Source organism: Microbacterium jepli, from assembly GCF_047237905.1.
Classification (GTDB): domain Bacteria; phylum Actinomycetota; class Actinomycetes; order Actinomycetales; family Microbacteriaceae; genus Microbacterium.
This window is the reverse complement of sequence record NZ_JBDFLW010000003.1, coordinates 207,480-234,123: the sequence shown is the minus strand read 5'-3', so window position 1 is coordinate 234,123 and position 26,644 is coordinate 207,480. Positions and strand designations below refer to the sequence as shown.

General features: G+C 71.5%; 19 protein-coding genes. 8 read left to right on the top strand and 11 right to left on the bottom strand.

Translation table 11 applies throughout. The features are described 5' to 3' along the window. Positions 1–128: 128 nt before the first annotated feature. Positions 129–1,277, bottom strand: a complete 1,149-nt coding sequence (locus ABC304_RS01740) for a glycosyltransferase (RefSeq protein WP_412928597.1) — start codon at positions 1,275–1,277, stop codon at positions 129–131. Positions 1,278–1,418: 141 nt separating this feature from the next. Between ABC304_RS01740 and ABC304_RS01735 the strand changes: the two genes are divergently transcribed. The 6 genes from ABC304_RS01735 to ABC304_RS01710 all read left to right on the top strand — a co-directional run bounded on the left by ABC304_RS01735 (position 1,419) and on the right by ABC304_RS01710 (position 8,387). Further along, complete coding sequence (locus ABC304_RS01735; protein ID WP_127094393.1) at positions 1,419–1,679, top strand: glutaredoxin family protein; 261 nt, start codon at positions 1,419–1,421, stop codon at positions 1,677–1,679. Between the two features lie 73 nt (positions 1,680–1,752). Further along, the gene (kynA, locus tag ABC304_RS01730) at positions 1,753–2,610 is read left to right on the top strand and encodes a tryptophan 2,3-dioxygenase (protein ID WP_412928596.1); all 858 of its coding nucleotides are present in this window, start codon (positions 1,753–1,755) and stop codon (positions 2,608–2,610) included. A 5-nt stretch (positions 2,611–2,615) separates the two neighbouring features. Further along, the gene (locus ABC304_RS01725; protein WP_412928595.1) at positions 2,616–3,587 is read left to right on the top strand and encodes an amidohydrolase family protein; all 972 of its coding nucleotides are present in this window, start codon (positions 2,616–2,618) and stop codon (positions 3,585–3,587) included. A gap of 64 nt (positions 3,588–3,651) precedes the next feature. Further along, entirely contained in the window at positions 3,652–4,902 is a 1,251-nt protein-coding gene (locus ABC304_RS01720) for a kynureninase (protein WP_412929038.1), read from the top strand. A gap of 81 nt (positions 4,903–4,983) precedes the next feature. Then, positions 4,984–6,687: an aldehyde dehydrogenase family protein gene (locus ABC304_RS01715; protein ID WP_412928594.1), complete on the top strand. Its 1,704-nt coding sequence runs from the start codon at positions 4,984–4,986 to the stop codon at positions 6,685–6,687. A 32-nt stretch (positions 6,688–6,719) separates the two neighbouring features. Next, complete coding sequence (locus ABC304_RS01710) at positions 6,720–8,387, top strand: GMC family oxidoreductase (RefSeq protein WP_412929036.1); 1,668 nt, start codon at positions 6,720–6,722, stop codon at positions 8,385–8,387. 6 nt (positions 8,388–8,393) lie between these two features. Here the strand turns inward: ABC304_RS01710 and pip are convergent, their stop codons facing one another. Both pip and ypfJ read right to left on the bottom strand, forming a co-directional pair. Continuing rightward, a complete protein-coding gene (gene pip, locus ABC304_RS01705; protein WP_412928593.1) occupies positions 8,394–9,371 on the bottom strand; it encodes a prolyl aminopeptidase in 978 nt (325 codons plus the stop codon). After that, the gene (ypfJ, locus tag ABC304_RS01700; RefSeq protein WP_412928592.1) at positions 9,368–10,246 is read right to left on the bottom strand and encodes a KPN_02809 family neutral zinc metallopeptidase; all 879 of its coding nucleotides are present in this window, start codon (positions 10,244–10,246) and stop codon (positions 9,368–9,370) included. Before ypfJ ends, pip begins: the two co-directional genes overlap by 4 nt. Positions 10,247–10,427: 181 nt before the next feature. Here ypfJ and ABC304_RS01695 point away from each other — a divergent pair, with 181 nt between their 5' ends. Together ABC304_RS01695 and ABC304_RS01690 are read left to right on the top strand one after the other, a co-directional pair. After that, a complete protein-coding gene (locus ABC304_RS01695; RefSeq protein ID WP_412928591.1) occupies positions 10,428–12,188 on the top strand; it encodes a cation:proton antiporter in 1,761 nt (586 codons plus the stop codon). Positions 12,189–12,256: 68 nt separating this feature from the next. Continuing rightward, positions 12,257–12,721 (top strand): recombinase family protein, encoded by a 465-nt coding sequence (locus ABC304_RS01690; protein ID WP_412928590.1) that lies wholly within the window; start codon positions 12,257–12,259, stop codon positions 12,719–12,721. A gap of 121 nt (positions 12,722–12,842) precedes the next feature. Here the strand turns inward: ABC304_RS01690 and ABC304_RS01685 are convergent, their stop codons facing one another. From ABC304_RS01685 to ABC304_RS01650, 8 genes are all read right to left on the bottom strand, one after another. Beyond that, the gene (locus tag ABC304_RS01685) at positions 12,843–15,215 is read right to left on the bottom strand and encodes an ATP-binding cassette domain-containing protein (RefSeq protein ID WP_412928589.1); all 2,373 of its coding nucleotides are present in this window, start codon (positions 15,213–15,215) and stop codon (positions 12,843–12,845) included. Positions 15,216–15,437: 222 nt separating this feature from the next. Further along, positions 15,438–16,010 (bottom strand): DNA-3-methyladenine glycosylase I, encoded by a 573-nt coding sequence (locus tag ABC304_RS01680; protein WP_412928588.1) that lies wholly within the window; start codon positions 16,008–16,010, stop codon positions 15,438–15,440. A 47-nt stretch (positions 16,011–16,057) separates the two neighbouring features. Beyond that, positions 16,058–18,163 (bottom strand): acyl-CoA dehydrogenase family protein, encoded by a 2,106-nt coding sequence (locus ABC304_RS01675; RefSeq protein WP_412928587.1) that lies wholly within the window; start codon positions 18,161–18,163, stop codon positions 16,058–16,060. Positions 18,164–18,359: 196 nt separating this feature from the next. Continuing rightward, positions 18,360–19,025: an esterase/lipase family protein gene (locus ABC304_RS01670; RefSeq protein WP_412928586.1), complete on the bottom strand. Its 666-nt coding sequence runs from the start codon at positions 19,023–19,025 to the stop codon at positions 18,360–18,362. Next, positions 19,025–19,816, bottom strand: a complete 792-nt coding sequence (locus ABC304_RS01665; protein WP_412928585.1) for an alpha/beta fold hydrolase — start codon at positions 19,814–19,816, stop codon at positions 19,025–19,027. The genes ABC304_RS01670 and ABC304_RS01665 overlap by 1 nt, the downstream gene beginning before the upstream one ends. 75 nt (positions 19,817–19,891) lie before the next feature. After that, positions 19,892–21,664 (bottom strand): glycoside hydrolase family 3 protein, encoded by a 1,773-nt coding sequence (locus ABC304_RS01660; RefSeq protein ID WP_412928584.1) that lies wholly within the window; start codon positions 21,662–21,664, stop codon positions 19,892–19,894. 48 nt (positions 21,665–21,712) lie between these two features. Then, positions 21,713–23,824, bottom strand: coding sequence for a DNA helicase RecQ (recQ, locus tag ABC304_RS01655; RefSeq protein ID WP_412929034.1), 2,112 nt, complete (start codon positions 23,822–23,824; stop codon positions 21,713–21,715). A 67-nt stretch (positions 23,825–23,891) separates the two neighbouring features. Beyond that, positions 23,892–26,633, bottom strand: coding sequence for a DEAD/DEAH box helicase (locus ABC304_RS01650; protein WP_412928583.1), 2,742 nt, complete (start codon positions 26,631–26,633; stop codon positions 23,892–23,894). Between the last annotated feature and the right edge of the window lie 11 nt (positions 26,634–26,644).

Sequence of the window (26,644 nt, the reverse complement as noted above, 5' to 3'; positions counted from 1 at the left end):
CCGATCATTCCCGCAAGGGCCACCCTAAGGTGCTATGCGCGAGCTGGGACAGCGGGTGAGAGCATTCTCACGGACATACCGTACGCGCCGAGTCCCTGATGGGACCGGCGAACGCGTGTCGCGTCGTGTCAGAGCTCGCCCGGAGCCATCGCCTGCTCGTCGAGCTCGCGGAGCACCTGGCGCGTGCGGCTGACGGGTGCGGCTTTCGAGCGCTTCGGTGCGTAGACCACCAGCGAGTGGAAGACGAAACGCACGAAGAACGCGACGACGAGCGTGATGGCGGTGGCGAGCACGGCCGAGATGTGACCGGTGCCGACCATGAGGGCCATGACCGGGATGCGGATGATCAGCTCGACGTTGTTGAACGTGAACGACTTCGCGAAGCGCGACCAGACGCCCGATGCCTCGCTGCGCATGTCCTGGAAGACGAAGCGCTCGATCAGCAGGAAGTTGGCGACGATGGTCAGCTCGGCCGCGATCACGGCGGCGACGATGTAGTCCATGCCGAGGTGCGTCAGCGCCCACACGATCAGCACATTCGCGACGGCGCCCAGGCCGCCGATGATCGCGAAGAGCGACATCTTGCCGAAGCGGAGCGCGGCGAGCTGCACGAGGAAGTGCAGGCCCTGGCGGAACGAGGCCTTGGAGTCGCCGGCGTGACGGTCGGCGAAGGAGAACGGCACCTCGGCGACGCGCATGGTCTTGCGGGCGAGGATCTCGAGCAGGATCTTGAAACCGCGCGGCTGCAGGTCGTCGATGTCGATCGAGCGGCGGTCGACGGCGAAGAAGCCGGTCATCGGGTCGCTGACGTCCTTGAGACGCCGCGGGAACATCGCCTTGGTCAGCGCGGTCGACGAGCGCGACACCATCACGCGGCTCTTGTCGGCCAGGCCGTGGGCCTCTCCGCCGGCGACGTACCGCGAGGCGACGACGAGGTCGACGTCGCCGACGTCGAGCCGGTGGGCGATGAGCGGGATGTCCTCGGGCGGATGCTGCAGGTCGCCGTCCATCACGAGGCAGGCGTCGTAGGTCGCGGCCTGGATGCCGGTCACCACGGCACCGCCGAGGCCGCCGACGTGGTCCTGTCGGTGGATCAGGCGGACGGGGATGGATGCCGCATCCGCGACTTCGCGGATCGTCTCGGGCGTGGCATCCGTGCTGTCATCGACGAAGATGACCTCGACGTCCATGTCCGCGGTCGCCTCGGATACCCGTCGGACGAGCTCCGCGATGTTAGGAGCCTCGTTGAAGGTGGGTACCACGATGGAAAGCTGCATTATGATCCGATTTTCGCATGGACGCGCCGGTCGAAAAGACCGTTGACAGAAGTCCATAGCGTAAACACAGCGTCGCCCGTCGCATTCCCGGCCCGGATCGGCCCCGCGCCCGACGCCTCCTGACGCGTCTACGCTGGATGGATGACCGATCTTCCCTCGTCCCTCACGGTGTTCGGCGCCGACTGGTGCCGCGACTGCATCCGCACCAAGAAGCAGCTCGACGAGCTCGGTGTCGAGTACACCTACGTCGACCTCGTCGCCGAGCCGGCCGCGGCCGACGTCGCGAAGGAGATCTCCGGCCGCACCCAGATCCCGGTCGTCGTCTACCCCGACTCGTCGCACCACGTCGAGCCGTCCAACGCCGACGTCGAGGGCAAGCTGCGCGAGCTCTCGCTCATCTGACCCCGCCGCGCACCGAGCCCGGCGCCGCTCCGAGCCCTCCGCTCGACACCGAGCGGGTGGATAGGCTCGGCGCGTGAGCGACGGCGTCCAGGACAACACCCGCACGATCGAGAAGACGGTCGTCACCGACTTCGCCGACCGCATGAGCTACGGCGGCTATCTCGACCTCGGCACGCTGCTGTCGGCGCAGCGCCCTCTCAGCGACCCCGAGCACCACGACGAGCTGCTGTTCATCATCCAGCACCAGACGACGGAGCTCTGGCTCAAGCTCGTGCTGCACGAGCTCGCCGCGGCGTGCCGTCTCCTGCGTGAAGACCGCCTGGCTCCGGCCCTCAAGTGCGTGGCGCGCGTCAAGCACATCCAGAAGACGCTCACCGAGCAGTGGTCGGTGCTCGCGACCCTCACTCCCGCGGAGTACGCGCAGTTCCGCGGCGTGCTCGGCAACGCGAGCGGCTTCCAGTCCGCGCAGTACCGCGCCGTCGAGTTCACGCTCGGGAACAAGAACGCCGGCATGCTGCGGGTCTTCGCCGACGACGCTCCGGCCCTGGCGCTGGTCACCGCAGCATTGGAGGCGCCCAGCCTCTACGACGAGTTCCTCCGCCTGCTCGCACGTTCGGGCTACGCGGTGCCCGCCGGCATCCTCGAGCGCGACGTCACCACCGCGTGGACCTTCGTCCCCGAGCTGGTGCCGCTCTTCGCGTCGATCTACGAGGACCCGGAGAAGCACTGGACGGCCTACGAGGCGTGCGAGGAACTCGTCGACCTCGAGGACAACTTCCAGCTCTGGCGGTTCCGCCATCTCAAGACCATCGAGCGCATCATCGGCTTCAAGACCGGCACCGGCGGGTCGAGCGGCGTGCCGTTCCTGCAGCGCGCCCTGCAGCTGACGTTCTTCCCCGAGCTCTTCGCCGTGCGCACCGAGATCGGCTGAGTCGGATGCTGCACCCCGACCCGTTCGCCCTGCGCGCGCTCCTCGGCGACGAGGCCGCCGTCGCACGCCGGGCCATCTCGGGAGAGATCGGCGTGGCCCTCCCGCCCCTGGCCGACCACCACGTGCACGGGCACCTCGTCGACCTCGCCAAGGTCTTCCTCGGCGGCATCGCGGCGGTGGTCGACCTCGGCGGCGACCCCGCGGCGCTGTTCCGCGCGGACCGCGCCGTGCCGCACGTCGACTACGCCGGCGCCTTCCTCACGGCGCCGGGCGGGTACCCCGTCGGACGGGGCTGGGCGCCGCCGGCGATCGTCCGCGAGGTCGTCGGATCCGCGGGCGAGGGGGCGAGCGGCGGCGCGCAGACCGCCGTCGACGAGCAGGCCGACTTCGGGGCATCCGTCGTCAAGGTGGCGCTCAACGCCGACGCCGGTCCGGTCTTCGACGCGGACACCCTCTCCGCCGTCGTCGCGCGGGCTCGCACGCGCGGGCTGCCGGTGGTGGCGCACGTGCAGGGTGCGGGGATGACCCGGCTCGCCGTCGAGGCGGGCGTCGACGCCCTTGCTCACACCCCGTTCACCGAGACCGTCGACGACGCCCTCCTGCGCACCGCGGTGGAGCGCGGACAGGTGTGGATCTCGACCCTCGCGATCCACGACGGTCCCGCGCTGCCCTGCGCCGTCGACAACCTGCGCCGCTTCGTCGCGGCCGGAGGCCGCGTGCTCTACGGCACCGACCTCGGCAACGGGCCCCTGCCGCTCGGGGTGAATGCGGCCGAGGTGCGAGTCCTACTCGCCGCCGACCTCGACGGTGCGGCGGTCATCGCCGCGCTCGCCGACCCCTGGCCGCGCGAGGGCGCGCTGCACGGCGTCTCCACCTTCGTCCCCGGCGCCCCGCCGGCCTCGCTCGCCGAGGTGCCCGACTGGCTCGCCGGCGCGCGGGTTGTCCCCACAGAGGAGCTCGTGCCCGATGACCAGTGAACCGACGACCGCCCAGCCGATGACCACGCAGTCGACCACCACCGCGTCGTCGACGACGGAGCCGATGAATGCCCTGCACGCGAGGGAGCTGGATGCCGCGGCATCCGCCCTCGACGCCTCCGACCCGCTGCGCGGATTCCGCGACCGCTTCGTCGGGGCGGAGAGTCCGCTCGTGTACTTCGACGGCAACTCGCTGGGGCGACCGCCGAAGGCGACGGCGGAGCGACTCGCGTCGTTCGTCGAGCAGGAGTGGGGCGCACGGCTCATCCGCGGCTGGGACGAGTCGTGGATGGAGCTGCCCTTCGCGATCGGAGACGAGATCGGGCGCGTCGCGATCGGCGCGGCCGCAGGCCAGACCGTGATCGCCGATTCGACGACGGTGCTGCTGTACAAGACGCTGCGGGCGGCCTTCGACGCGCAGCGCGCCGCCGACCCCGCGCGCGTGGAGATCGTCGTGGACCGCGACAACTTCCCGACCGACCGGTACCTCGTCGAGGGCATCGCCCGCGAGACCGGCGGCACGGTGCGGTGGATCGAGGTCCCGCGTGACGGCGGCGTCGAGCCGGAGACGCTGCGCGCGGCGGTCGGTCCCGCGACGGCGGTCGTGCTGCTGAGCCACGTGGCGTATCGCTCCGGCCATCTCGCGGACGCCGAGGCTCTCACCCGCATCGCCCGCGACGCGGGCGCCCTCACCGTGTGGGACCTCTGCCACTCGGCCGGATCGGTGCCCGTGCTCGCCGACGAGTGGGGGTTCGACCTCGCCGTCGGCTGCACCTACAAGTACCTGAACGGCGGGCCGGGCTCGCCGGCGTTCGTGTACGTCGCCGAGCGCCACCAGGCCGCGCTGACGCAGCCGGTGCAGGGCTGGATGGGGGCGGCGGACGTGTTCTCGATGGGTCCGCAGTACGCCCCGGCCGCCGGGATGCGCCGCTTCCTGTCGGGCACGCCGCCGATCGTCGGGATGCTGGCGATGCAGGACACGCTCGGGATGCTGGCGGAGGCGGGCATCGCGGCGGTGCGCGAGAAGTCGCTCGCTCTCACGTCGTTCGTTGAGCAGGTGTCGGACGCGCTCCTCGCGCCGCTCGGCGTGACCGTCGCCTCGCCCCGCGATCCGCAGCGGCGGGGCGGACACGTGACGCTCTCGCATCCGGCGATGCGACAGGTCACGGCCGATCTGTGGGAGCAGGACGTGATCCCCGACTACCGCGACCCGGACGGGCTGCGGATCGGCCTCTCGCCGCTGTCGACGAGCTTCGCGGAGACGCTCGCCGGAATGCGCGCCGTCGAGGAGTCGGTGCGGCGGCACGCGGCCTGATCCCCGCTCTCTCGTCGACTCGGCGAGCGCCTCCCGAAGCGCGGACGTAAGCTGAGGGCCACCCGCACGAAGGAGAGCGACGTGTCGATCAGCGCGCCCACGACATCCGATTCCGCGTCGCTGGACGCCGACCTCGCGGCCCTGCGCACGGGCGTCGGCGTGTGGGCGCATCTCACCCTCGGTCAGCGCGAGCGGCTGTTCGAGCGGCTGCACGGCACCGTCTCGGCCGTGGCGGAGGAGTGGGCCGACGTCGCCGCCACGTCGAAGGGCCTCTCGAAGCGCCACCCGCTGCGCGGCGAGGAGTGGCTGTCGGGTCCGTATGCGGTGCTGACCGCGCTCGAGGCGTACCGCACGACAATCGCTGCCCTGGCCTCGTCCCGCAGCCCGCTGGGCGACGTGCTGCTGGACGCCGCCCCCGGCGACCGTCTGCGCGCCTACACGTTTCCGCTCACCGCCACCGACGCGCTGCTGCTCTCGGGCTACACCGGCGAGGTGTGGTTCGAGCCGGGCGTGACCGAGTCGCAGGCGCGTGTCAGCGCCGGACTCGGCCAGCTGCACCCGACCGACAAGGCCGGCGTCGGCCTCGTGCTCGGGGCCGGCAACATCACCTCCATCCCCGTGCTGGACGTGCTCTACGAGCTGCTCGCCCACAACCGCGTGGTGATCCTCAAGGTGAACCCGACGCAGGATGCGCTCGTCCCCGTCTACGAGCGCGCGCTCGCCCCGCTCATCGAGCCGGGATTCCTCCGCATCGTGACCGGCGACGGCGCGGTGGGTGCCGCGCTCGTGACCCACCCCGACATCGCGCATGTGCACATCACGGGGTCGGCGGCGACGTTCGACCTCATCGTCCGCGACGGCGGGTCGGAGCCGGTACTGGACAAGCCCATCACGGCCGAGCTCGGCGGCGTCTCGCCCATCATCATCGTGCCCGGCGAGTGGACGCCGGCCGACCTGCGCTTCCACGCCGAGCACGTCGCGACGATGCGGCTGCAGAACGCCGGCCACAACTGCATCGCCGGGCAGGTCGTCATCCTCAGCGAGGACTGGCCGCAGCGCGCGGCCTTCCTCGGCGCCCTGCGCGCGGCGTACGCCGCCGCTCCCGATCGACCCGTCTGGTACCCGAAGAGCTCCGAGAAGCTGGAGGCCGCGGCATCCGCTCATCCCGGCGCACGCTGGAGCGCGGGACGGCGACGCGCGATCGTCGAGGTGCCGCCGGGCACGGACGCCGGCGACCTCGAAACGGTCGAATACTTCTCGCCCGTGCTCGGGGTGGTGTCGCTGCCCGGGTCGGGACAGGAGTTCCTGGATGCTGCGGTGACCCACGCCAACGAGAAGCTGGTGGGCACGCTCGGCGCCAACGTGCTCATCGATCCGGTGACGCGCGACGCCCTCGGCGACGGCTTCGAGCGCTCGATCGCCGACCTCCGCTACGGCGACATCGCGATCAACGCCTGGACGGCGTTCGCCTTCCTCACCCCGACCCTCACGTGGGGCGCCTTCCCCGGCGCCACGGTCGCCGACGTGCAGAGCGGCATCGGCGTCGTGCACAACGCGCTGCTCCTCGACCGGGTCGAGCGTTCGGTCGTTCGCGGTCCGTTCCGTCCGTTCCCGCGCTCCGCGGCCGCCTTGTTCGGCCCCGGGCGGTTCAGCCTGCTTCCCAAGCCGCCGTGGTTCGTCACCGCGCGCACCGGCGCAGCGGTGAGCGAGGGCTTCACGCGCTTCCGGATGGACCGCAACTGGGCGCGCATGGCCGGGACGCTCGCGAAGGCGTTCCGCGCGTGAGCTCCTCCCGGCGCCTCGCCCGCGACGGGCGGATGCGCCGTGGTCGCGCCCGGAGCGCCGATCTGACCGCCGACTACATCGTGGTCGGCGCGGGATCGTCCGGGGCGGCGGTCGCCGCGCGACTCAGCGAGGATCCGCGGGTGCAGGTGCTGCTCCTGGAGGCGGGCGGGCCCGACACGGCGCTCGAGCTGCACGTGCCGGCCGCGTTCTCGAAGCTCTTCCGCGGCGCGTACGACTGGGGCTACGACACCGTGCCTCAGCCTGCTCTCGAGAACCGCACCGTGTTCTGGCCGCGCGGGAAGACGCTGGGCGGATCGTCGTCGCTCAACGCGATGATGTGGGTGCGCGGCTTCGCCGCCGACTACGACGAGTGGGCCGAGACGGCCGGCGCGCGCTGGTCGTGGGACGCCCTGGCGCCCTACTTCGTGCGCGTCGAGCGGACCGAGACGCCGGCGCACGCGACCCAGGGGGCGGCGGGACCGCAGTCGGTCGAGCATCAGCGCGACCCGCGGCCGCACACCGCAGCCTTCCTGGCCGCCGCGCGGGAGGTCGGGCATCCGGTCACCCCGGCGAACCTCCCCGAGGGGCAGGGCTTCAGCCAGACGATGGTGTCGCAGCGGCGCGGCGCACGCGCGTCGACGGCCGATGCCTACCTGAAGCCCGCGCGCGGTCGTCCCAACCTCCGCGTGCTGACGAACGCCCTCGTGCGCCGGGTCACCTTCGCGCCCGACGACGGAGCGACACCGCGGGTCACCGGCGTCTACGTCGAGATCGCCGGCATCCCCCGGCACGCCCTCGCGCGGCGCGAGGTCATCCTCTCCGGCGGCGCGATCAACACCCCCCAGTTGCTGATGCTGAGCGGCATCGGACCCGAAGCCCACCTCGCCGAGCACGGCATCCGCGTGCGCGTGGACTCCCCCGGCGTCGGCTCCAACCTGCAAGACCATCTGGTGGCCGGGCTCGCGCCGACGGCCGCGGGCGGCACGCTCTTCGGCGCGGAGAAGCCGCTCCAGCTCGCGGTCTACCTCGCGCGGCGGCGCGGGATGCTGACCTCGAATGTCGCGGAGGCGTACGGGTTCATCCGCACGGAGGTGGCCGACCGCGTCGCTCGGGCGGACGGAGCTGAACGTGCCGCCGCGGCATCCGCTCTTCCGGACGTCGAGGTGATCTTCGCCTCGGCGCCCTACGTCGGGGAGGGACTCGTGCCATTGCCGGCCGAGGGCCTCACGGTGGGGGCGATCCTGCTGCGGCCGCGCAGCCGGGGCACGATCCGGCTCGCGTCGGCGGACCCGGCTGCCAAACCGCTCATCGATCCGCGGTACCTGTCCGACCCCGAGGGCCTGGACGAGGCGACCATGCTCGCGGGCCTCGCGGCGTGCGAGGAGCTCGTCGCGACGAGGGCGCTGTCGGCGCTGACCACCGGGACATGGGTGCAGCCGGTCGGCGGCGAGTCGATGACGCCGGCCGAGCGCGACCGCCTGAGCCTCACCCGCTACTCCCACACGCTGTACCACCCGGTGGGCACCGCGCGGATGGGGACGGATGCCGCATCCGTCGTCGACCCGGAGCTGCGGGTGCGCGGGGTGTCCGGACTGCGGGTGGCCGATGCATCCGTCATGCCGACGCTCATCCGCGGCCACACCAACGCACCCGCCATCGTGATCGGCGAGGTCGCGGCCGACCTCATCCGCGGGATCTGAGCCCGCTCACTCCGCGGCGAAGCGGTCCGTCGCCGCGACGAGGGCCCGAGCGATGCCCGGCTCGGTCGCGGAGTGCCCGGCGTCGTCCACCACGACCAGCTCGGCCTCCGGCCACGCGCGGTGGAGGTCCCACGCGGTCATGATCGGCGTGCAGATGTCGTAGCGGCCCTGCACGATGACCGCCGGGATGTCGCGGAGCACGCCCGCGTTCGCGATGAGCTGCCCCTCCTCGAACCAGCCGCCGTTCATGAAGTAGTGGTTCTCGATGCGGGCGAAGGCGACGGCCTTGTCGGTGTCGGTCATCGACTCCACGAGACCCGCGTCGGGCTTCAGGGTGAGGGTGGAGGCCTCCCACGTCGTCCACGCGAGCGCCGCGGGCACGTGCACCGCCGGGTCAGGGTCGGTCAGCCGCCGGTGGTACGCCTCGATGAGGTGGAACCGCTCCAGCACGGGGATCGGGGCGATGTAGTCCTCCCACAGGTCGGGGAAGATCGCCGACGCCCCGCCCTCGTAGAACCACTCGAGCTCGTGCCGGCGCAGGGTGAAGACGCCGCGGAGCACGATCTCGCTGACGGCCTCGGGGTGCGTCTGCGCGTAGGCGAGGGCGAGGGCGCTCCCCCACGACCCCCCGAAGACCTGCCATTTCGCGATGCCGAGGTTTCGTCGCAGCAGCTCGATGTCGGCCACCAGGTGCCACGTGGTGTTGTGGCTGAGGTCGGCCTCGGGCTCGCTCACGTGCGGCGTGCTGCGACCGCAGCCGCGCTGGTCGAACAGCACGATGCGGTACTTCTCCGGATCGAACAGCTGCCGCTGCCACGGCGACGTGCCGCCGCCGGGACCGCCGTGCAGGAACACGACCGGCTTGCCCTCCGGGTTGCCGCTCTGCTCCCAGTAGACGCGCTGACCCTCGCCGGCCAGCAGCATCCCGGTCTCGTACGGCTCGATCGGCGGGTAGAGCGCGTCGGAGGCGTCCGTGGCGATCACAGACTTCCCCCCGAGACGGCGAACGTGTCGCAGGCGCCGACCCCGCCCTCGCGGCCGGCCTCGAACCACCGCTGACGCTGCTCGCTGGAACCGTGGGTCCAGCTCTCGGGGTTCACGCCCTGACCGGATTCCTGCTGGATGTGGTCGTCGCCGACGGATGCCGCGGCGTTCAGCGCATCGGCGATCTGCTGCTGCGTCGGCTGCTGCAGGTAGGGCGTGCCGTCCTCATCGAGCTGATCGCCCGCGGCGGCCACCCACGCTCCGGCGAAGCAGTCGGCCTGCAGCTCGGTGCGGACGCCGTTGCTGTCGGGGCCGGTGCCGTTGTTCGGGTACCGCTCCATGAGCCCGGTGATGTTCTGCACGTGGTGGCCGTACTCGTGCGCCAGCACGTAGAGCTGTGCCAGGGGGCCGGCGGTGGCGTCGAAGCGCTCGCGGAGCAGCGCGAAGAAGGTCGGATCGACGTAGACCGTCTCCTCCGGCGGGCAGTAGAACGGGCCGGTCGCGTTGGACGCCGTCCCGCACTGCGTCGACGTCGAGCCGTCGACGATGATCAGCTGCGGCTTGCGGTAGCCCTCGACGGTCGCCGCCCAGAACTGGTCGATGTTGACGGATGCGGCAGCCAGCCGGCAGTCGTCGTTCGCGTTCGCGTCGGCACCGGTCTGGCAGTTCGCGATCGCCTCGCCTCCACCGCTGCCCGGCTGGGCGGGGATGCCGCCTCCGCCGAGGAGGCCCGACAGGTCGGTGCCGGTGAAGAGGGAGAAGAGCAGCACCGCGAGGGCTCCGATGCCTGCGATGCCGCCGCCGGCGACGGCGACGCCCCCGCCGCGCCGCTTGGCGGTGTTGCCCCCGACGCGGGCGTTGTCGTTGAACGTCATGTGGTCACGGTACCGGGCGGGCCGCGGTCCCACCGCCCCCCGGGCCGCGGCATCCGTTCTGCCGGTCGCTCTGCGCGGGCTGACGGGCGCGCTGCGGGGGCGATCCGTCGGGCGGCGACCGCCGGGAATATGCTCGCCTCATGCCGGAGGAGAGCTCACCGCCCGCGGTCGGAGCGGGCCGGTGACCGATCAGCTCGTCATCGCGCTGACGTTCGTCATCGTCATCGCGCTGACGACGGCCGTCGCGCCGCGGCTGGGCATCGCGGGGCCGCTGGCGCTCGTCGCCATCGGCGCTGGGGTCAGCCTGCTGCCGTTCATGCACATCGACCCCATCGACCCCGAGATCATCCTCGTCGGCGTGCTGCCTCCCCTGCTGTACTCGGCGGCGGTGTCGCTGCCCGCGATCGAATTCCGGCGCGACTTCCGCCCCATCGCGGGGCTCTCGGTGCTGCTCGTGCTCGTCAGCGCGCTCGCGCTCGGCCTGTTCTTCTTCTGGGCGATCCCCGATCTCGGCCTCGCCCTGTCGATCGGCCTCGGCGCCATCCTGAGTCCGACGGATGCCGTCGCCACCACGATCGCGAAGCGGCTGGGCATCTCGCCGCGCGTGATCACGATCGTCGAGGGCGAGAGCCTGCTCAACGACGCCACGGCGCTCGTGCTGCTGCGGACCGCGGTGGCCGCCTTCGCCGCCGGCGCCGTCTCGTGGGGCGCGGCCGTCGGCAGCTTCGCGTGGGGGGTGTTCCTCGCCCTCATCATCGGCGGACTCGTCGGCTACCTGAACCTCCTGGTGCGCGAGCGGGTCTCGCATTCGGCGGCCAACACCGCCATCAGCTTCGTCGTGCCGTTCATCGCCTACCTGCCGACCGAGCACCTCGGCGGCTCGGGGCTCGTCGCCGCCGTCGTCGCGGGCATCGTGACCGGCCAGGGCGCCGCGCGCCGCTTCACCCCCGAGCAGCGGCTGTCTGACGAACTCAACTGGCGCACGATCGAGCTGATGCTCGAGGGAGCGGTGTTCCTGCTCATGGGGCTGGAGCTGAAGGAGATCGTCGCCGCCAACATCTCCGCCGAGCGCGGCCTCGGCCACGGACTCGCGCTCGCGGGCATCGCCTTCCTGATCCTCATCGCCGTGCGCGGGCTGTACGTCACCGTGCTGATCGCGCTGCAGAGCCGTTCGAGCAGACGGGCGGAGGCGCAGGGCCGCGAGCGCCTCGACCACTTCGCGGAGCGGGTCGAGCACGCGGCGACGCGATCCGCCGACGAACCCGTGTCGGCCCTCGGCCGGCGGCTGCCCAGCGATCCGGAGCGCCGGGAGAAGATGGTCGGCATCGCGCGCCGTCGGATCTCCCGTGCAATCGCCGATCTCGACTACTACCGGGCCTCGCCCCTCGGCTGGCGGCACGGCTCCATCATCGTGTGGTCCGGGATGCGGGGCGTCGTCACCCTGGCGGCCGCTCAGACCCTGCCCGCCGATGCGCCGCACCGCCACCTGCTCGTGCTCATCGCCTTCCTCGTGGCGGCGGGCAGTCTCCTCCTGCAGGGCACGACGCTGCCCCGCGTCGCCCGCATGCTCAAGCTCACCAGTGAGGCACCCGCCGGGCCCTCGGCGGCCGAGGAGCGGGCGATCGACGACGAACTGCGGGCCGCGGCATCCCGCGAGCTGGTCGCGGACACGGCGGCGATCGTGCGTCGCGACGGGTCACGGTTCCCTGAGGGCCTCGTCGAACGCGTCGGCGCGCGCTTCACGACACCGCCGGACGACGACACCAGCACGCTCGGGCGCGACCTGATCGAGCTGCGGCTGGCGATGATCGGCATCATGCGCCGGCGTCTCCTGGAGCTCTCGTCGGAGGGCACGTACAGCACGGTCGCTCTGCGGCACGCCCTGGCCGAGCTCGACGCCGACGAGATCAGCATCCAGCTCCGCCTGGGCGACCGCGCCTGACGAACCCGCTTCCCGGCAGCACGGCGCCGCGCCGCAGTGCACAATGGAGGCGAGGGGGTGGCACCGGGATGAGCGAGACGACGAGGACGTCGGACGGGACAGCGGATGCCGCGGCCACCGCGCCCCTGCACCTCCCCCACGTCGCGGCGGACTGCCCCAAGTGCTTCACCGAGCTCCAGAGCGACCACAACTGGTGGCGCGCACGACCCGCCGGCTCCCGCCTGGTCGGGCTGGTGATCTCCCGCGAGGACATGCCGTCGGTCGTCGCCCAGCGCGACGAGCTGACGCGGTTCGGTGTGCCGATCGAGGGATTCCGGCATCCGGCTCCGGAGACGATGGAGAGTTGGGAGCAGCGCCTCGTTCGCCTCTTCGGCACACTCGGCGCGGGTGACGTGCTCGTCGTCGCCACGGTGCACGCCCTGGGCCGCGACATCGACGAGGAGACCCGCACCGTCGCCGAGCTGCACCGCCGCGGTGTCGTGGTGAAGGTGCTGGGCGCCGGCGGCCGCCACCTGTACGACGCCGGGCGCTGACACCCGACGCCCTGACCGGGAACACGCGGCTCGCGGGCTACGACGAGCGACCCCGGCCGACGGCTCGCGGGCTACGACAAGCGGCTCCGGCCGGCGGCTCGTGACCGGAAGCGGGCTCCTCTCAGCCGGCGACGTAGGCGGCGAGGTGGGTCGCCGTGAGTGTCCCGCCCGCGGCGACCAGCTCCGCAGGGGTGCCCTCGAAGACGACCCTTCCGCCGTCGTGCCCCGCACCCGGACCGAGATCGATGATCCAGTCCGCGTGCGCCATGACGGCCTGATGGTGCTCGATCACGATCACGCTGTTGCCCGCCTCGACGAGTCGGTCCAGCATCCCGAGCATGTTGTCGATGTCGGCGAGGTGCAGGCCCGTGGTCGGCTCGTCCAGGACGTAGATCGCCCCTTTCTTGGCCATCGAGATCGCGAGCTTCAGGCGCTGCCGCTCGCCGCCCGACAGGGTGTTCAGCGCCTGTCCGAGGGTGATGTAGCCGATGCCCACGTCGACCATGCGGGCGAGTGTCAGCGCCGCCGGGCCTTTCGGGAAGAACTCGAGGGCCTCCGACGCGGACAGCGCGAGCACCTCGGCGATGTTCTTGCCGTCGAGTGTGTACTCGAGCACCTCGTCGCTGAATCCGGTCCCCTGGCACAGCTCGCACAGCGTCTCGACGGTCTGCGTGAAGCCCAGGGTGGTGATGATCACCCCGAGCCCGCGGCACGCGGGGCACGCGCCGGCGGAGTTCGCGCTGAAGAGGGCGGGCTTCACGCCGTTCGCCTTCGCGAACGCGGCGCGGATGGTGTCGAGCAAGCCGGTGTAGGTGGCGGGGCTGCTGCGGCGGGAGCCCTTGATGGGCGTCTGGTCGACGACGACCACGTCGTCGAAGGCGGGGACGTTGCCGTGGATGAGCGAGGATTTGCCCGACCCCGCGACGCCGGTGACGACCGTGAGGATGCCCAGCGGGATGTCGACGTCGACGGCCTTCAGGTTATGCTGGGTGGCGCCCCGGATCGGCAGCGACCCCGTGGCGGTGCGGGTGGACGGCTTCAGCCGCGCGCGGTCGTCGAGGTGGCGTCCGGTGATGGTGTCGGAGCGTCGCAGACCCGCCACGTCGCCCGTGTAGCGGACCTCGCCGCCCTGCCGTCCGGCTCCGGGCCCGAGGTCGATGATGTGATCGGCGATCTCGATCACCTCGGGCTTGTGCTCCACCACGAGCACGGTGTTGCCCTTGTCGCGCAGCTGCTGCAGCAGCGCGTTCATGCGCTGGATGTCATGCGGGTGGAGACCTGCGGTGGGCTCGTCGAACACGTAGGTGATGTCGGTGAGGGGCGAGCCGACGTGCCGGATCATCTTGATGCGCTGCGACTCCCCGCCGGAGAGGCTGCCGGAGGCGCGGTCGAGCGAGAGGTAGCCGAGTCCGATGTCGAGGAACGAGCCGACGGTGTCGCGCAGGCCGGCCATGAGCGGAGCGACCTCCGGATCGTCGACGGTGGCGAGCCAGGCCGCGAGGTCGCTGATCTGCATCGCCGCGGCATCCGCGATGTTCACATCGCCGATGCGCGACGACCGCGCGCCCTCGTTGAGACGCGTGCCGCCGCAGGCGGGGCAGGGTGTGAAGGTCACCGCCGCGTCGACGAACGCGCGGACGTGCGGCTGCAGGCCGTCGCGGTCTTTCTGGAGCATGCTCTTCGTGATCTTGGGGACGAGACCCTCGTAGGTCATGTTGATGCTCTGGATGCGGACCTTCGTCGGCTCCTTGTAGAGGAAGTCGGCGCGCTCCTGCTCGGTGTAGTCCTGAATCGGCTTGTCGGGGTCGAGGAAACCCGACTCGGTGTAGGCGCGCACCATCCATCCGTCGACCGTGTACCCGGGCACGAGGATCGCCCCCTGTGCCAGCGACTTGGTCTTGTCGACGAGGGCGTCCAGGTCGAGGTCGGACGCGGTGCCCAGCCCCTCGCAGTTCGGGCACATCCCGCCGGTGATCTCGAACGAGCGGCGCTCCTTGCGGCCGGCGCCGGAGCCGGTGGCGATCGTGACGGCGCCCGCGCCCGAGACGGAGGGCACGTTGAACGAGAAGGCCTGCGGCGAGCCGACGTGCGGCTGCCCGAGGCGGCTGAAGAGGATGCGGAGCATCGCGTGCACGTCGGTCGCGGTGCCGACGGTGGAGCGCGCGTTGGCGCCCATCCGCTCCTGGTCGACGACGATGGCGGGGCTGATGTTCTCGAGCGCGTCGACCTCGGGGCGGCTGAGCTGCCCCATGAACTGCTGCACGAAGGTCGGATACGTCTCGTTGATCAGCCGCTGCGACTCGTTCGCGATCGTCGCGAACACGAGCGACGACTTGCCCGAGCCCGACACGCCCGTGAACACCGTGAGGCGCCTCTTCGGGATGTCGACGGAAACGTTCTTGAGGTTGTTCTCGCGGGCACCGATCACCCTCAGCACGTCATGGCTGTCGGGCAAGGGAGCGGATGCTGCGGCCGCGCGCGCGTCGTCGGTCATGGGCCCTCCTCAGGAAGCGTGGCACCAGTGTGGCGCACCCGGCGGACATCGCGCTTCCTCGATCCTGCGCGAAGCCGAGCCTCCCCGAGCCTTCCCGAGCCTTCCCGAGCCTTCCCGCGAGACTGCACCCGGCCGGCGAGACGCAGGGCATTCCCCTACGTCTCGCGCTCCCGATGCAGTCTCGCGGGAAAGGGCGGCCGGGCGCGGGGGCGGGCGGGCGGGTCAGGAGGCGCGCCAGCAGTCCGCGACGTGGTCGTCGACCATCCCGCCGGACTGCATGAGCGCGTACATGGTGGTCGGGCCGACGAAGCGGAAGCCGCGACGGCGGAGCTCTGCGCTCATCGCCGCGGACTCGGGCGTCGTCGCAGGCACGTCGGCGAAGGTGGCCGGGGCCGGGCGCGGCGGCGGGGCGAAAGACCACAGCAGCGCGTCGAGCTCACCGTCTGCCATGTCGCGCACGAGGCGCGCGTTGCCGATCGTGGCGAGGATCTTCGCGCGATTGCGGATGATCCCGGCATCCGCCATCAATCTCTCGACGTCCGCCTCGTCGAAGGCGGCGACCGTCTCCGGATCGAAGCCGGCGAACACCTCGCGGAAGCGCGGCCGCTTGCGCAGGATGGTGATCCAGGACAGGCCTGCCTGGAACCCCTCGAGGCTCATCTTCTCGAAGAGTTTCCGGTCGCCGTGCAACGGTCGCCCCCACTCCTCGTCGTGGTAGCGGCGGTACTCGTCGTCGTCGCCGACCCACGCGCAGCGCGCGCGGCCGTCGGGTCCGAGGAGGACGTCGGTGCTCACGCAGCGACTCTAGCGAGCCGCCCCCACCGGACCCGGAGCCGGACGGCCTACTTCTTCTTCAGCGACTTCTCGGAGACCGGCGCCTCACCCGACTCGCGCAGGCGGCGGTAGTGCTCGCGGGCCTCATCCTGGCGGCGCTGCTCGGCGCCGGAGGCGATGGGCGCGCGCACGTGCTCGGGAGCGAAGCCGTAGGCGTCGACGAGGTCCTGCACATGGGGGCGCAGACGCGAGGTCAGGCGATCAATGTAGCGGCTGACCGCGGAGGCCCGCTGCGCCGAGAGACGCCCGTTGATGAGGTACCAGGCCAGGTGCTTCTCGATGAGGTGCAGGCCGAAGAGGTCGCGGAGCCAGGTGAGCACCCGGCGGGTGCCCTCGTCGTCGATGCGCGCGACGCCGTCGCTGAACGCCTCCCACTGGAGCAGCTCGGCGTGGGCGCGACCGGCCTCGATGAGCTCGCTCTGGTGGCGGTTGAACAGCGCGGCGGCCTCATCGCGGGGAAGCTTGGACGCCGGTCGCAGCGCACCCGCGACATCCGCGACCATCTGCTGCACCCGCCCCGCGAGGAGCTCGTGCTGCTGCTCGACACGCAGTCCCAGCTCCACCGAGCGGGCGGTCGAGCCGAAGTCGGCGACGGCCTGGCCGAGCTGGCGAAGGCCCGCGCCGTGGAACACGCGACCGGCGGTCTGGCCGACGGCGAACTTCGCGAGTGCGGCGGTGTCGGCGCCCTTGAACTGTGCGGCGTAGTCGGCGAGCAGGCGCTTGCCGACGAGCTGCAACAGCACGTTGTTGTCGCCCTCGAAGGTGACGAACACGTCGAGGTCGTGGTGCAGGTCGACCATGCGGTTCTCGGCGAGGAAGCCCGAGCCGCCGCAGGCCTCGCGGGACTCCTGGATCGTGTCCAGGGCGTTCCAGGTCGAGAGGGGCTTCAGCGCGGCGGCGAGCGTCTCGAGGTCCTCGCGCTCCTCGGAGGTGTCGGTGCGCCCCGAGAAGACGCCGTCGAACTTCTTCAGCAGCTCGTCGTGAGCGAAGAACTGCGCGTAGTTCTGGGCGAGCAGTGGGATGAGGCGGCGCTGGTGCTTGCCGTAGTCGAGCAGCGTGACCTCGTCGGTGCCCGCGCCGGAGTCGAACTGCCGGCGCTGGCCCGCGTAGGTGAGCGAGATGTACAGCGCGAGGGCGGTCGCGGTCGTGGCGGAGCCGTCGAGCGACACGCGGCCCTGGACGAGGGCGCCCAGCATCGTGAAGAAGCGGCGGCCGGGGCTGGCGATCTCGCTCGTGTACGTGCCGTCGGCGGCGACCTGGCCGTAGCGGTCGAGCAGGTTGAAGCGCGGGATACGCACCTGGTCGAAGTGCAGGCGGCCGTTGTCGATGCCGTTGAGGCCGCCCTTGACGCCGTCGTCCTCCCCGCCGATGCCGGGAAGGAAGTTGCCCTCGTCGTCGCGCAGGGGCACGAAGAAGCAGTGAACGCCATAGTCGACGCCGCCGGTGATGAGCTGGGCGAAGACGGTCGCGGCCTTGCCGTGCAGCGCGGCGTTGCCGAGGTAGTCCTTCCAGGCGCCGCGGAACGGCGTGTGGATGACGAACTCCTCGGTCGCGGGGTCGTACGTCGCCGTCGTGCCCAGCGCCGCGACATCCGAGCCGTGTCCGGTCTCCGTCATCGCGAAGGCACCGGGGATCGACAGGTCGATGATGCCCGGCAGCCACGCGTCGTGGTGTTTCTTGGTGCCGAGCTGGTGCACTGCGGAGCCGAACAGGCCCCACTGCACGCCCGACTTGATCTGCAGGCTGGGGTCGGCCAGCACGAGCTCCTGGAAGCCGGCGATGTTGGCGCCGTTGTTGTCGAGGCCGCCGTACTCCTTCGGGAACGCGCGGCGCGAGCCGCCCGCCTCGACGAGGAGGTGCAGCTGGGTGAGCACGCGCTCGCGGTGCTGGTCCACCGGCATGCCGGCGACCTGCCAGAACGCGGGGTCCTTGATCATCTCGCGCGCCTCGCGGCGCGTCTCACCCCAGGTGCCGAGCAGCAGGTCGGTCACTGCGGAGACGTCGATGCGCGCCTCCGCGGCCTCCTCGGGGGTGTGCGGAGCGCGGGGAGCGCCTCCGGCGGGCGTGCGCCTGCTCGTGGCGGGGCGGTGGGGGCGAACAGCGGCGTCGGCCATGTCGGTACCTTTCGGCGAAGCGTGAAGACGTGTCCACGGTAGGACTCCTCCAACGACCTCCCAAACAGGTTGGGTGATACCTCCAACCGGGACGAGGGACGTCGCGACGGCGCGTTGTGCTCCCCCCACAGCCGACCCTGCGACGATGCCGCGCTGGGCGGACCGCCGCAGCCACTGGAGCCATCAGCCCCGCGGTCTACTCGGCGAGCGCGGCGACCTCGGCCATCACCCGCGGGTGGGCGAGGATGCGGAAGTGGCCGCCGGTCTCGAGCTCGACGTTCTTCGCACCGGCCAGTTCGCTGCCCTCCGGGATGTGCGGGTCGAAGCGTCCGTAGATCGAGACGATGTGCGCATTGACGTCGGTGGAGCGAGACAGGGCGAGGATCGTCGCGTTCGCCGGCGAGAAGCTGCGCAGGGTGCGGCCGACCATGAACCGCGCGTAGAGCGATCCGCCGAAGGGCGTGGCGATGGCGACCATGCCGCGCACGCGCGCCGCCCCCTCGCCGCCCGTCATGACCTGCTTGCCGACGAGGCCGCCCTTGCTGTGCGCCACGAGCACGACGTCGGTGAGCCCTCGCGCGACGAGGTACTCCTCGACCTGCCGCGCGATGTCGGCGACCGGGCGCTGGTTGCGCCGTGCGGGCGCGACCACGTGCACGGAATGTCCGCGACCGTGCAGCGCGGTGATGAGCGGCTGCAGGAACTGCCACGTCTCGTAGACGCCGGGGAGGATGACGAGGGGAACACCGGGGCCGGTCCCGAAGCTCTCGGGCGTCGTGCGGTCGAAGGCCGCCCGCACCTGCCAGACGGCGGCATACGTGTAGTCCTGCACCCACCAGACCAGGTTGCGCAGCAGGGTCATCACAGCGTCGCCATGGCGCTCTGCGCCGCCACGAATGCCTCGATCGCCCCGGCGACCGCGCGGGGCGCGGAGTGCTGCGCGTTGTGCGCGTGACCCGGGACGCCGACCAGGGCTCCTCGACGGGCGCGGTCCCGCAGCCGCCGCGACCACTCGACACCGGCGATCGGGTCGCGGCCGCCGCGCAGCACGAGCACCGGCGCCTCGATCCGCGCCACCGTCTCCTCCAGACGGTAGGTCAGCATGTGGCGGAGTTGCACCAGGTACCACGGGATGCCGCACCGCAGGTAGTCGGTGAAGACGAGCATGTTTGCGCCGGGCGACTCGCGCAGCGTGTCGACGGTGAGGGCGATCGCCTGGCCCGTGAAGGAGCGGTGCCGCTCGTCGGACACCGGACCGATGAGCACGACGGTGGCGGCCAGGTCGGGGCGACGGGCGGCGAGCTCGGCAGCCCACTGGGTGCCCATCGAGTGGCCGACCAGCACGGCGGCGCGGACCTCGAGCCGGTCGAGCACCGTGCCGAGGGCGTCCGCCATGCCTCCGGCATCGACGTCGCGGTCGGGCTTGGGCAGCCCGCCGAACCCGGGCAGATCCACCGTGTGGACGGTGGCGCCGGATGCCGCCAGCTCGCCGTGGAGGCGCATCAGGTAGCGGTGCGACATCCCGATCCCGTGGATCAGCACGTACGTCCGCGCGCTGCCGGCAGTTCCGCTCGACGTGCGCGTGCGGAGCTGGAGGTCGTCGACGAACCACGACCGCAGCAGCGGGCGGGCGGTCACGGGAGAGCGAGGCATCCGCTCACGATAACGGCGAGCGTCTTTCGTCCTTGCGGGGTTGTGCCCGCGTGTGCAGAGGGTTAGCCGGACGCGTCAGCGTGCCGGCAGGTCGAGTCCGTGGCCGAAGCGGAACAGCGGATCGGCGGTGTCGAACGGGACGTCGGGACGGGATGCCTCGACCGCCGCCATGCTGCGCGGCACATCGAACGGCAGCCGGCCCTTCGGCTCCGCCGCGCCCGTGAGCACGTCGAGGAGGGCGGCCGCGCTGACCCCCCAGTTGGCGGTGAGGGCGGCCGCGGCATCCACCAGCGGCTCGAGGATCGCCGGACGATCCAGGAGCACGTCGACGACGGTGGGCACGGCGGCGGCCACGTCGCGGACGTGCGCGATGACCTCGGCGGGGAAGTCGAGCGACCCCGCGTGGAAGAAGTTCTCGAACGCGGTCGCGCGCGTCTCGAACGGCGCGTGGAGGCGCAGGATCGCGACGTCGGCGTCGGCCGGGTCGTCGACGACGGTGCCGTAGGCGGCGGCCGCCTGCGGGTCGATCCCCTCGACGTAGAGCCGCGTGCCGGTGGCGAGCGGGAGGATGCCCGTGTCGGTCAAAAGGGTCACCGACGCGCGCTGGGCGGCCTCGCCCTCTGCGCGGAAGTCGGCGCGACCCACGATGCGGTCGGCCTCGTCCTCGTCGACGAACGGGTCGTCGAAGAGTCCGAGCGCGAACTTCTCGCGGAGCAGGCGGCGGACGGACATGTCGAGGCGGTCCACGGTGAGTCCGCCGTCGGCGAGGAGCTCGAGGACGAGCTCGGGGCACGCCTCGCCGCCAAACTGGTCGGCTCCGGCATCCAGGACCTTCTTCGCCCGCTCCTTCGGCGACAGGTGCTCCACGCCCCACGCGCGCGCCGGGTGCGTGTCGCCGAGGATCACCGAGTCGGTCAGCAGCCGCCAGTCGGTGCAGACGACGCCGTCGAAGCCGAAGCGCCCGCGCAGGAGTCCGGTGATGACCGACTTGTTAAAGCCGAACCCGACCTCCTCGTGCTCGGTGCCGACGGGCATGCCGTAGTACGGCATGATCTGGCGGGTGCCGGCCTCGAAGGCCGCCTCGAACGGCTTCAGGTGCAGCTCGAACTGGCCGCCGGGATAGACCTGCTCGCGGCCGTAGGCGAAGTGCGGATCCTCGCCGTCCTTCTGCGGCCCGCCGCCCGGGAAGTGCTTGGTCATGGTCGAGACCGACCCCGCCCCGAAGGCGGATCCCTGGAAGCCGCGGATGTACGCCGCGCCCAGGCGCGACGTGAGGTCGGCATCCTCGCCGAAGGTCGCCGAGCCGCGCGCCCAGCGGGGCTCGGTGGCGAGGTCGACCTGCGGGTGCAGCGCGACCCGCATGCCGACGGCGATGTACTCCTGGCGCGCGATGTCGCCGAAGCGCTCGACGAGGTCGGCGTCGCCGATGGCGGCCAGGCCCATCGTCTCGGGCCACTGCGAGAACGGCCCGGAGTTGATCGCCGCGCCGGGGTTGTCGCTGAACGAGTGCCGCGGATCGGTCGACAGGGTCACGGGGATGCCGAGACGAGTGGATGCTGCGAGCCGCTGCAGCGCGTTGTGCCAGGCTGCGAACTCCCGGCCGCTGGGAGCCGCGCCGAGGACGTTGAAGTGCGTCATGTGCAGCTCGGTCACGTACGCGCGGCCGGACGGCAGGTCGAACGCCCGATTGTCCTGCTCGAGGTCGCCCACGCCGAGCATCGTGTGGAAGAGCAGGCCGGCCTTCTCCTCCGGCGTCATCTCCGCGATGAGGAGGTCGACGCGCTCCTCGATCGGCAGCGCCGGGTCGAGCCAGGGGCGGTCGTCGAGGGTCGGGGCGTCGTTGCTCATGGGTCGAGCATAAACCGAACGACGATAGGTTTTGTGGTTGGGCTCGGATCAGTGCTGCGCGATCACCGCGACGACCGCCTCACCGTAGGCCTCGCGCTTCTTGGCGCCGATGCCGGTGATGCCGTCGAGCGCACCGAGCGACATGGGACGCTGCTCGGCGAGCGCACGGAGGGTGGCGTCGCCGAACACGATGTAGGCGGGCACGCCCTGCTCGCGCGCCTGCTCCGCCCGCCACGCGCGCAGAGCCTCGAACAGCGGCTGATCGGCTCCGCCGAGACTCGCCGACGCCGTCGCGCGCCGCGATCGCGACCCGCCGCCTCCACCGCCGCCCCGCCCGAGCACGTCGCGGCGGAGCGGCACGTCGGCCTCGCCGCGCAGGACGGGAGCGGCTGCATCGCTCAGGCCGAGAGTGCCGTACTCCCCCTGCGCGACGAGCACGCCGCGCGCGAGGAGCTGGCGGATGACGCTGCGCCAGTCCTGCTCGGACAGATCGGAACCCAGGCCGAAGGTCGACAGCCGGTCGTGGCCCTGCTGGCGCATGCGCTCGGTGTCGGAGCCGCGCAGGATGTCGATGAGGTGACCCGCTCCGAACGACTGGTTCCGCTCGCGCTGGAGGCGGACGATCGTGGACAGCAGCTTCTGCGCCGGGATGAGGCCGTCCCACGTCTCGGGAGCGGTCAGGCACGTGTCGCAGTTGCCGCACGGGGCCGACTCCTGGCCGAAGTAGCCGAGGAGGTTCTGCCTGCGGCATCCGATCGTCTCGCAGAGCGCCAGCATCGCGTCGAGATGCTGGCCCAGCCGCATCTTGTAGGAGCGGTCGCCGGGGCTCTGGTCGATCATGCGGCGCTGCTGCACGACGTCGCCGAGTCCGTAGATCATCCACGCGACGGACGGCTCGCCGTCGCGGCCGGCACGGCCGGTCTCCTGGTAGTAGCCCTCGACCGACTTCGGGAGGTCGATGTGCGCGACGAAGCGCACGTCGGGCTTGTCGATGCCCATGCCGAACGCGATGGTCGCGACCATGACGACGCCCTCGTCGCGCAGGAAGCGCGACTGGTGCCGGGCCCGCACGCCGGCGTCGAGACCGGCGTGATAGGGCAGGGCGTCGACGCCCTGGGCGCGGAGATGCTCGGCCGTGGCCTCCACCGACTTGCGGCTCAGCGCGTAGACGATGCCGGCCTCGCCCGCGTGCTCCTTGACGAAGGAGACGAGCTGGCGGCGCGGGTCGACCTTCGGCTCGATGCGGTACTGGATGTTCGGCCTGTCGAAGCTCGCGACGAAGTGCCGCGCGTCGGGCAGGCGCAGACGCTCGGTGATCTCGCGGTGCGTCGCGGCGGTCGCCGTGGCGGTGAGCGCCATGCGCGGCACACCGGGGAAGAGGTCGGCGAGGCCGCCGAGCGCGAGGTAGTCCGGGCGGAAGTCGTGGCCCCACTGCGACACGCAGTGGGCCTCGTCGACGGCGATGACGCTGAGGGTGCCGCGCTGGAGCAGGGAGGCCGTGGCCGGGGAGGACAGGCGCTCCGGGGCGACGTAGATGAGGTCGAGCTCGCCGGCGATGTAGGCGCGCTCCACGTCGGCCCGCTCGGCGGGGCTCTGCGTCGAGTTGAGGTACGCCGCGCGGACCCCGTTGACCGTGAGCGCGTCGACCTGGTCGTGCATGAGGGCGATGAGCGGGCTGACGACGAGTCCGGTGCCCTCCCGCACGAGGGCGGGCACCTGGTAGGTGACGCTCTTGCCGCCGCCGGTGGGCATGAGCACGACGGCGTCCCCGCCGCCGATGACGTGCTCGACGATGTCGGCCTGGTCGCCGCGGAACGCGTCGTAGCCGTAGACGTCATGCAGCGCCGCCGCGGCGGTCGGGTAGCGCGCGGCGCGCACCCCGCGGACGGGGGCGATGGTGCTCGCCGCCCGGCCGGGGGTGCTGCGCGTGCCGGCCACGCGGGGACCGGCCGCCCGGTCGTCGAAGCCGCCGGGGAGGTACTCGTCGGGCGGCGGCGCGAATTCGTCGTCGGGCGGTGCGAGCTCGTCGGGATCCCACACGAGATCGGCGTACGGGTCGCCGGGCGCGGCAGGAGGGGTCACCTCTCCAGGGTATCCGCGGCCGCCGACGAAGCTGCCGGAGGGCCGTGTTCTCGTGGGATCCGCGCGCGACGGCGACATCGTGAGGAGTGGATGCCGCGGCATCCGGAATCTTCGTGTGCCCTCCCCGACGCGGGACGGACCCCGATCAGAGCCGCAGGACCTCGGTCACCCGGACGACGGCGGTGCCCTCCTCCTGGGAGGCGGCGAGGTCGACCTCCGCGCGGATGCGCCAGTCGTGGTCGCCCTCCGGATCGTCCAGCGTCTGCTCCACGCGCCAGACGCCCGGCTCGGACTCGTCGATCGTGACGAGCGCCGGCGAGCGCGCGGCGCCGCCCGTGAGCAGCACGTCGTGGTCGTCGTAGTAGCCGTCGAGCGCAGCGGACCAGTCGACGTCGGGGTCGAGCTCGTTGAGGGCGTCGTCCTGCTGCAGGGCGGCGAGCTGCACGCGGCGGAAGAGCTCGTTGCGCACGAGCACGACGAACGCGCGGCGGTTGGTGAGCACCGACGGGGGCGCGGGCGGCACCACCGGCGCGGTCGGATCGGCGACCGGGTTGATGAGGCTCTCCCATTCGTCGACGAGGCTCGAGTCGACCTGACGGACGAGCTCGCCCAGCCACGCGATGACGTCGAGCAGGTCTTCGGTCTGCGCCTCGGCGGGCACCGTCTGGCGGATCGCGCGGTACGCGTCGCTGAGGTAGCGCAGCATGAGCCCCTCGCTTCGGGCGAGCTGGTAGACGGAGATGAACTCCGCGAACGACAGTGCGCGCTCGAACATGTCGCGGACGACCGACTTGGGCGACAGCTCGAAGTCGCGCACCCACGGCTGGCTCGACGCGAAGACCTCGAAGGACTGCGCGAGCAGCTCGGCGAGGGGCTTCGGGTAGGTGACCTCCTCGAGAGCCTCCATCCGCTCCTCGTATTCGATGCCCGCGCGCTTCATCGCCGCGACGGCCTCGCCGCGCGCCTGGAACTGCTGCTGCGAGAGCACCGGCCGCGGGTCGTCGAGTGTCGCCTCGATGACGCTCACGACGTCGAGCGCGTAGTGGCCGGTGCCGGCGGTCGTGGCGGTGGGCGCCGCCTGCTCGGCGTCATTCGGAACTCGGAGTTCGTCGCGGACGTCGGAGGAATCCGATGCTTCGGTCCGAAGTTCGCTCGATTCTCCGAAGTTCTCGCGGGTGGAGGTGTTGGGGGTGGAGGTGTCGGAAGTGGAGGTGGCGGCTGAGGCGGCGGGGGTGACGGTGGAGGGTACCGGCCTCGTCGGTCGGGCGGATGCCGCGCCGACTGCGTCGTCGGGATCGAGCAGCTCGATGGCGGCGAGCGCGAAAGGCGACAGCGGCTGGTTGAGCGCGAAGTTCGGCTGAAGGTCGACGGTGAGGCGGATGGCGGCGAGTGGTGCGGCGTGCTCGACGGGCGAGGGCTCGCGGACGACCTCGACGACGCCGGCCTGCACGAGGGTGCGGAAGATCGCCAGGGCGCGGCGGGCGAGCTCGTACTGGCGGGCGCGGGGCTCGTGGTTGTCGAAGACGAGCGAGCGGACGTTGGCGAACACGTCCCCGCCGCGCGCGATGACGTTGATGAGCATGGCCGCCGTGAGCTTCAGCTGCGGCTCGAGAGGCTCCGGCTCCGCCGCGACGAGGCGCTCGTAGGAGGCCTCGCCCCAGTTCACGAACCCCTGCGGCGCCTTCTTGCGCACGACCTTACGCTGCTTCTTCGGGTCGTCGCCGGCCTTCGCGACGGCGACGGCGTTCTCGATCTCGTGCTCGGGCGCCATGACGACGACCGTTCCCGCGGTGTCGTAGCCCGCTCGACCGGCACGGCCGGCGATCTGGTGGAATTCGCGGGCGGTGAGCTGGCGCATCCGCTGTCCGTCGTACTTCGTGAGCGCGGTGATGAGCACCGTGCGGATCGGCACGTTGATGCCGACGCCGAGTGTGTCGGTGCCGCAGATGACGCGCAGGAGCCCGCGCTGGGCGAGCGTCTCGACGAGGCGGCGGTAGCGCGGGAGCATGCCGGCGTGGTGCACGCCGATGCCGGCCCGCACGTAGCGCGAGAGCGTGCGGCCGAAGGCCGTGGTGAAGCGGAACCCGCCGATCGCCTCGGCGATCTCGTCGCGCTGCTCGCGGGAGACGATCCGCACCGACGACAGCGCCTGGGCGCGCTCCATCGCCGCCGCCTGCGAGAAGTGCACGACGTAGACCGGCGCGCGGTTCGTCTGCAGCAGCTCCTCGACGGTCTCGTGGATGGGTGTGCGGGCATACGAGAAGTGCAGCGGCACGGGCCGCTCCACGCCGGTGACGAGCGCGGTGGGTCGCCCGGTGCGCCGCGTCAGATCCGACGCGATGGCGCTCACGTCGCCGAGCGTGGCCGACATCAGGATGAACTGCGCGCGCCGGAGCAGCAGCAGCGGGATCTGCCACGCGCCGCCACGATCCGGGTCGCCGTAGTAGTGGAACTCGTCCATCACGACCTGGTCGACGTCCGACTCGGCGCCATGGCGCAGCGCGAGGTTGGCGAGGATCTCCGCCGTGCAGCAGATGATCGCGGCATCCGGGTTCACCGACGAGTCGCCCGTGACCATGCCGACGTTCGACGCGCCGAAGATCTCGACGAGGGCGAAGAACTTCTCGCTCACCAGCGCCTTGATCGGAGCGGTGTAGTAGCTGCGCCCGCCGCGGGAGAGGGAGGCGGCGTGCGCCGCGACCGCGACGAGCGACTTGCCCGTGCCGGTCGGGGTGGACAGCACGACGTTCGCGCCGGAGACGATCTCGATGACGGCTTCGTCCTGGGCGGGGTACAGCTCGAGTCCGCGGCCGTTGGCCCACGTCACGAAGGCGTCGTAGACCGCGTCGGGGTCGCGGCTGTCGCCGATCAGCTCGAGCAGGGTCATTCCCCGAGTCT

Coding starts and splice junctions, on each gene's coding strand:
- ABC304_RS01740 (WP_412928597.1), bottom strand. CDS start 1,277: ATGCAGCTTTCCATCGTGGTACCCACCTTCAACGAGGCTCCTAACATC.
- ABC304_RS01735 (WP_127094393.1), top strand. CDS start 1,419: ATGACCGATCTTCCCTCGTCCCTCACGGTGTTCGGCGCCGACTGGTGC.
- ABC304_RS01725 (WP_412928595.1), top strand. CDS start 2,616: ATGCTGCACCCCGACCCGTTCGCCCTGCGCGCGCTCCTCGGCGACGAG.
- ABC304_RS01720 (WP_412929038.1), top strand. CDS start 3,652: ATGAATGCCCTGCACGCGAGGGAGCTGGATGCCGCGGCATCCGCCCTC.
- ABC304_RS01710 (WP_412929036.1), top strand. CDS start 6,720: ATGCGCCGTGGTCGCGCCCGGAGCGCCGATCTGACCGCCGACTACATC.
- ypfJ (WP_412928592.1), bottom strand. CDS start 10,246: ATGACGTTCAACGACAACGCCCGCGTCGGGGGCAACACCGCCAAGCGG.
- ABC304_RS01690 (WP_412928590.1), top strand. CDS start 12,257: ATGAGCGAGACGACGAGGACGTCGGACGGGACAGCGGATGCCGCGGCC.
- ABC304_RS01685 (WP_412928589.1), bottom strand. CDS start 15,215: ATGACCGACGACGCGCGCGCGGCCGCAGCATCCGCTCCCTTGCCCGAC.
- ABC304_RS01675 (WP_412928587.1), bottom strand. CDS start 18,163: ATGGCCGACGCCGCTGTTCGCCCCCACCGCCCCGCCACGAGCAGGCGC.
- ABC304_RS01670 (WP_412928586.1), bottom strand. CDS start 19,025: ATGACCCTGCTGCGCAACCTGGTCTGGTGGGTGCAGGACTACACGTAT.
- ABC304_RS01665 (WP_412928585.1), bottom strand. CDS start 19,816: ATGCCTCGCTCTCCCGTGACCGCCCGCCCGCTGCTGCGGTCGTGGTTC.
- ABC304_RS01660 (WP_412928584.1), bottom strand. CDS start 21,664: ATGAGCAACGACGCCCCGACCCTCGACGACCGCCCCTGGCTCGACCCG.
- recQ (WP_412929034.1), bottom strand. CDS start 23,824: ATGTCGCCGTCGCGCGCGGATCCCACGAGAACACGGCCCTCCGGCAGC.
- ABC304_RS01650 (WP_412928583.1), bottom strand. CDS start 26,633: ATGACCCTGCTCGAGCTGATCGGCGACAGCCGCGACCCCGACGCGGTC.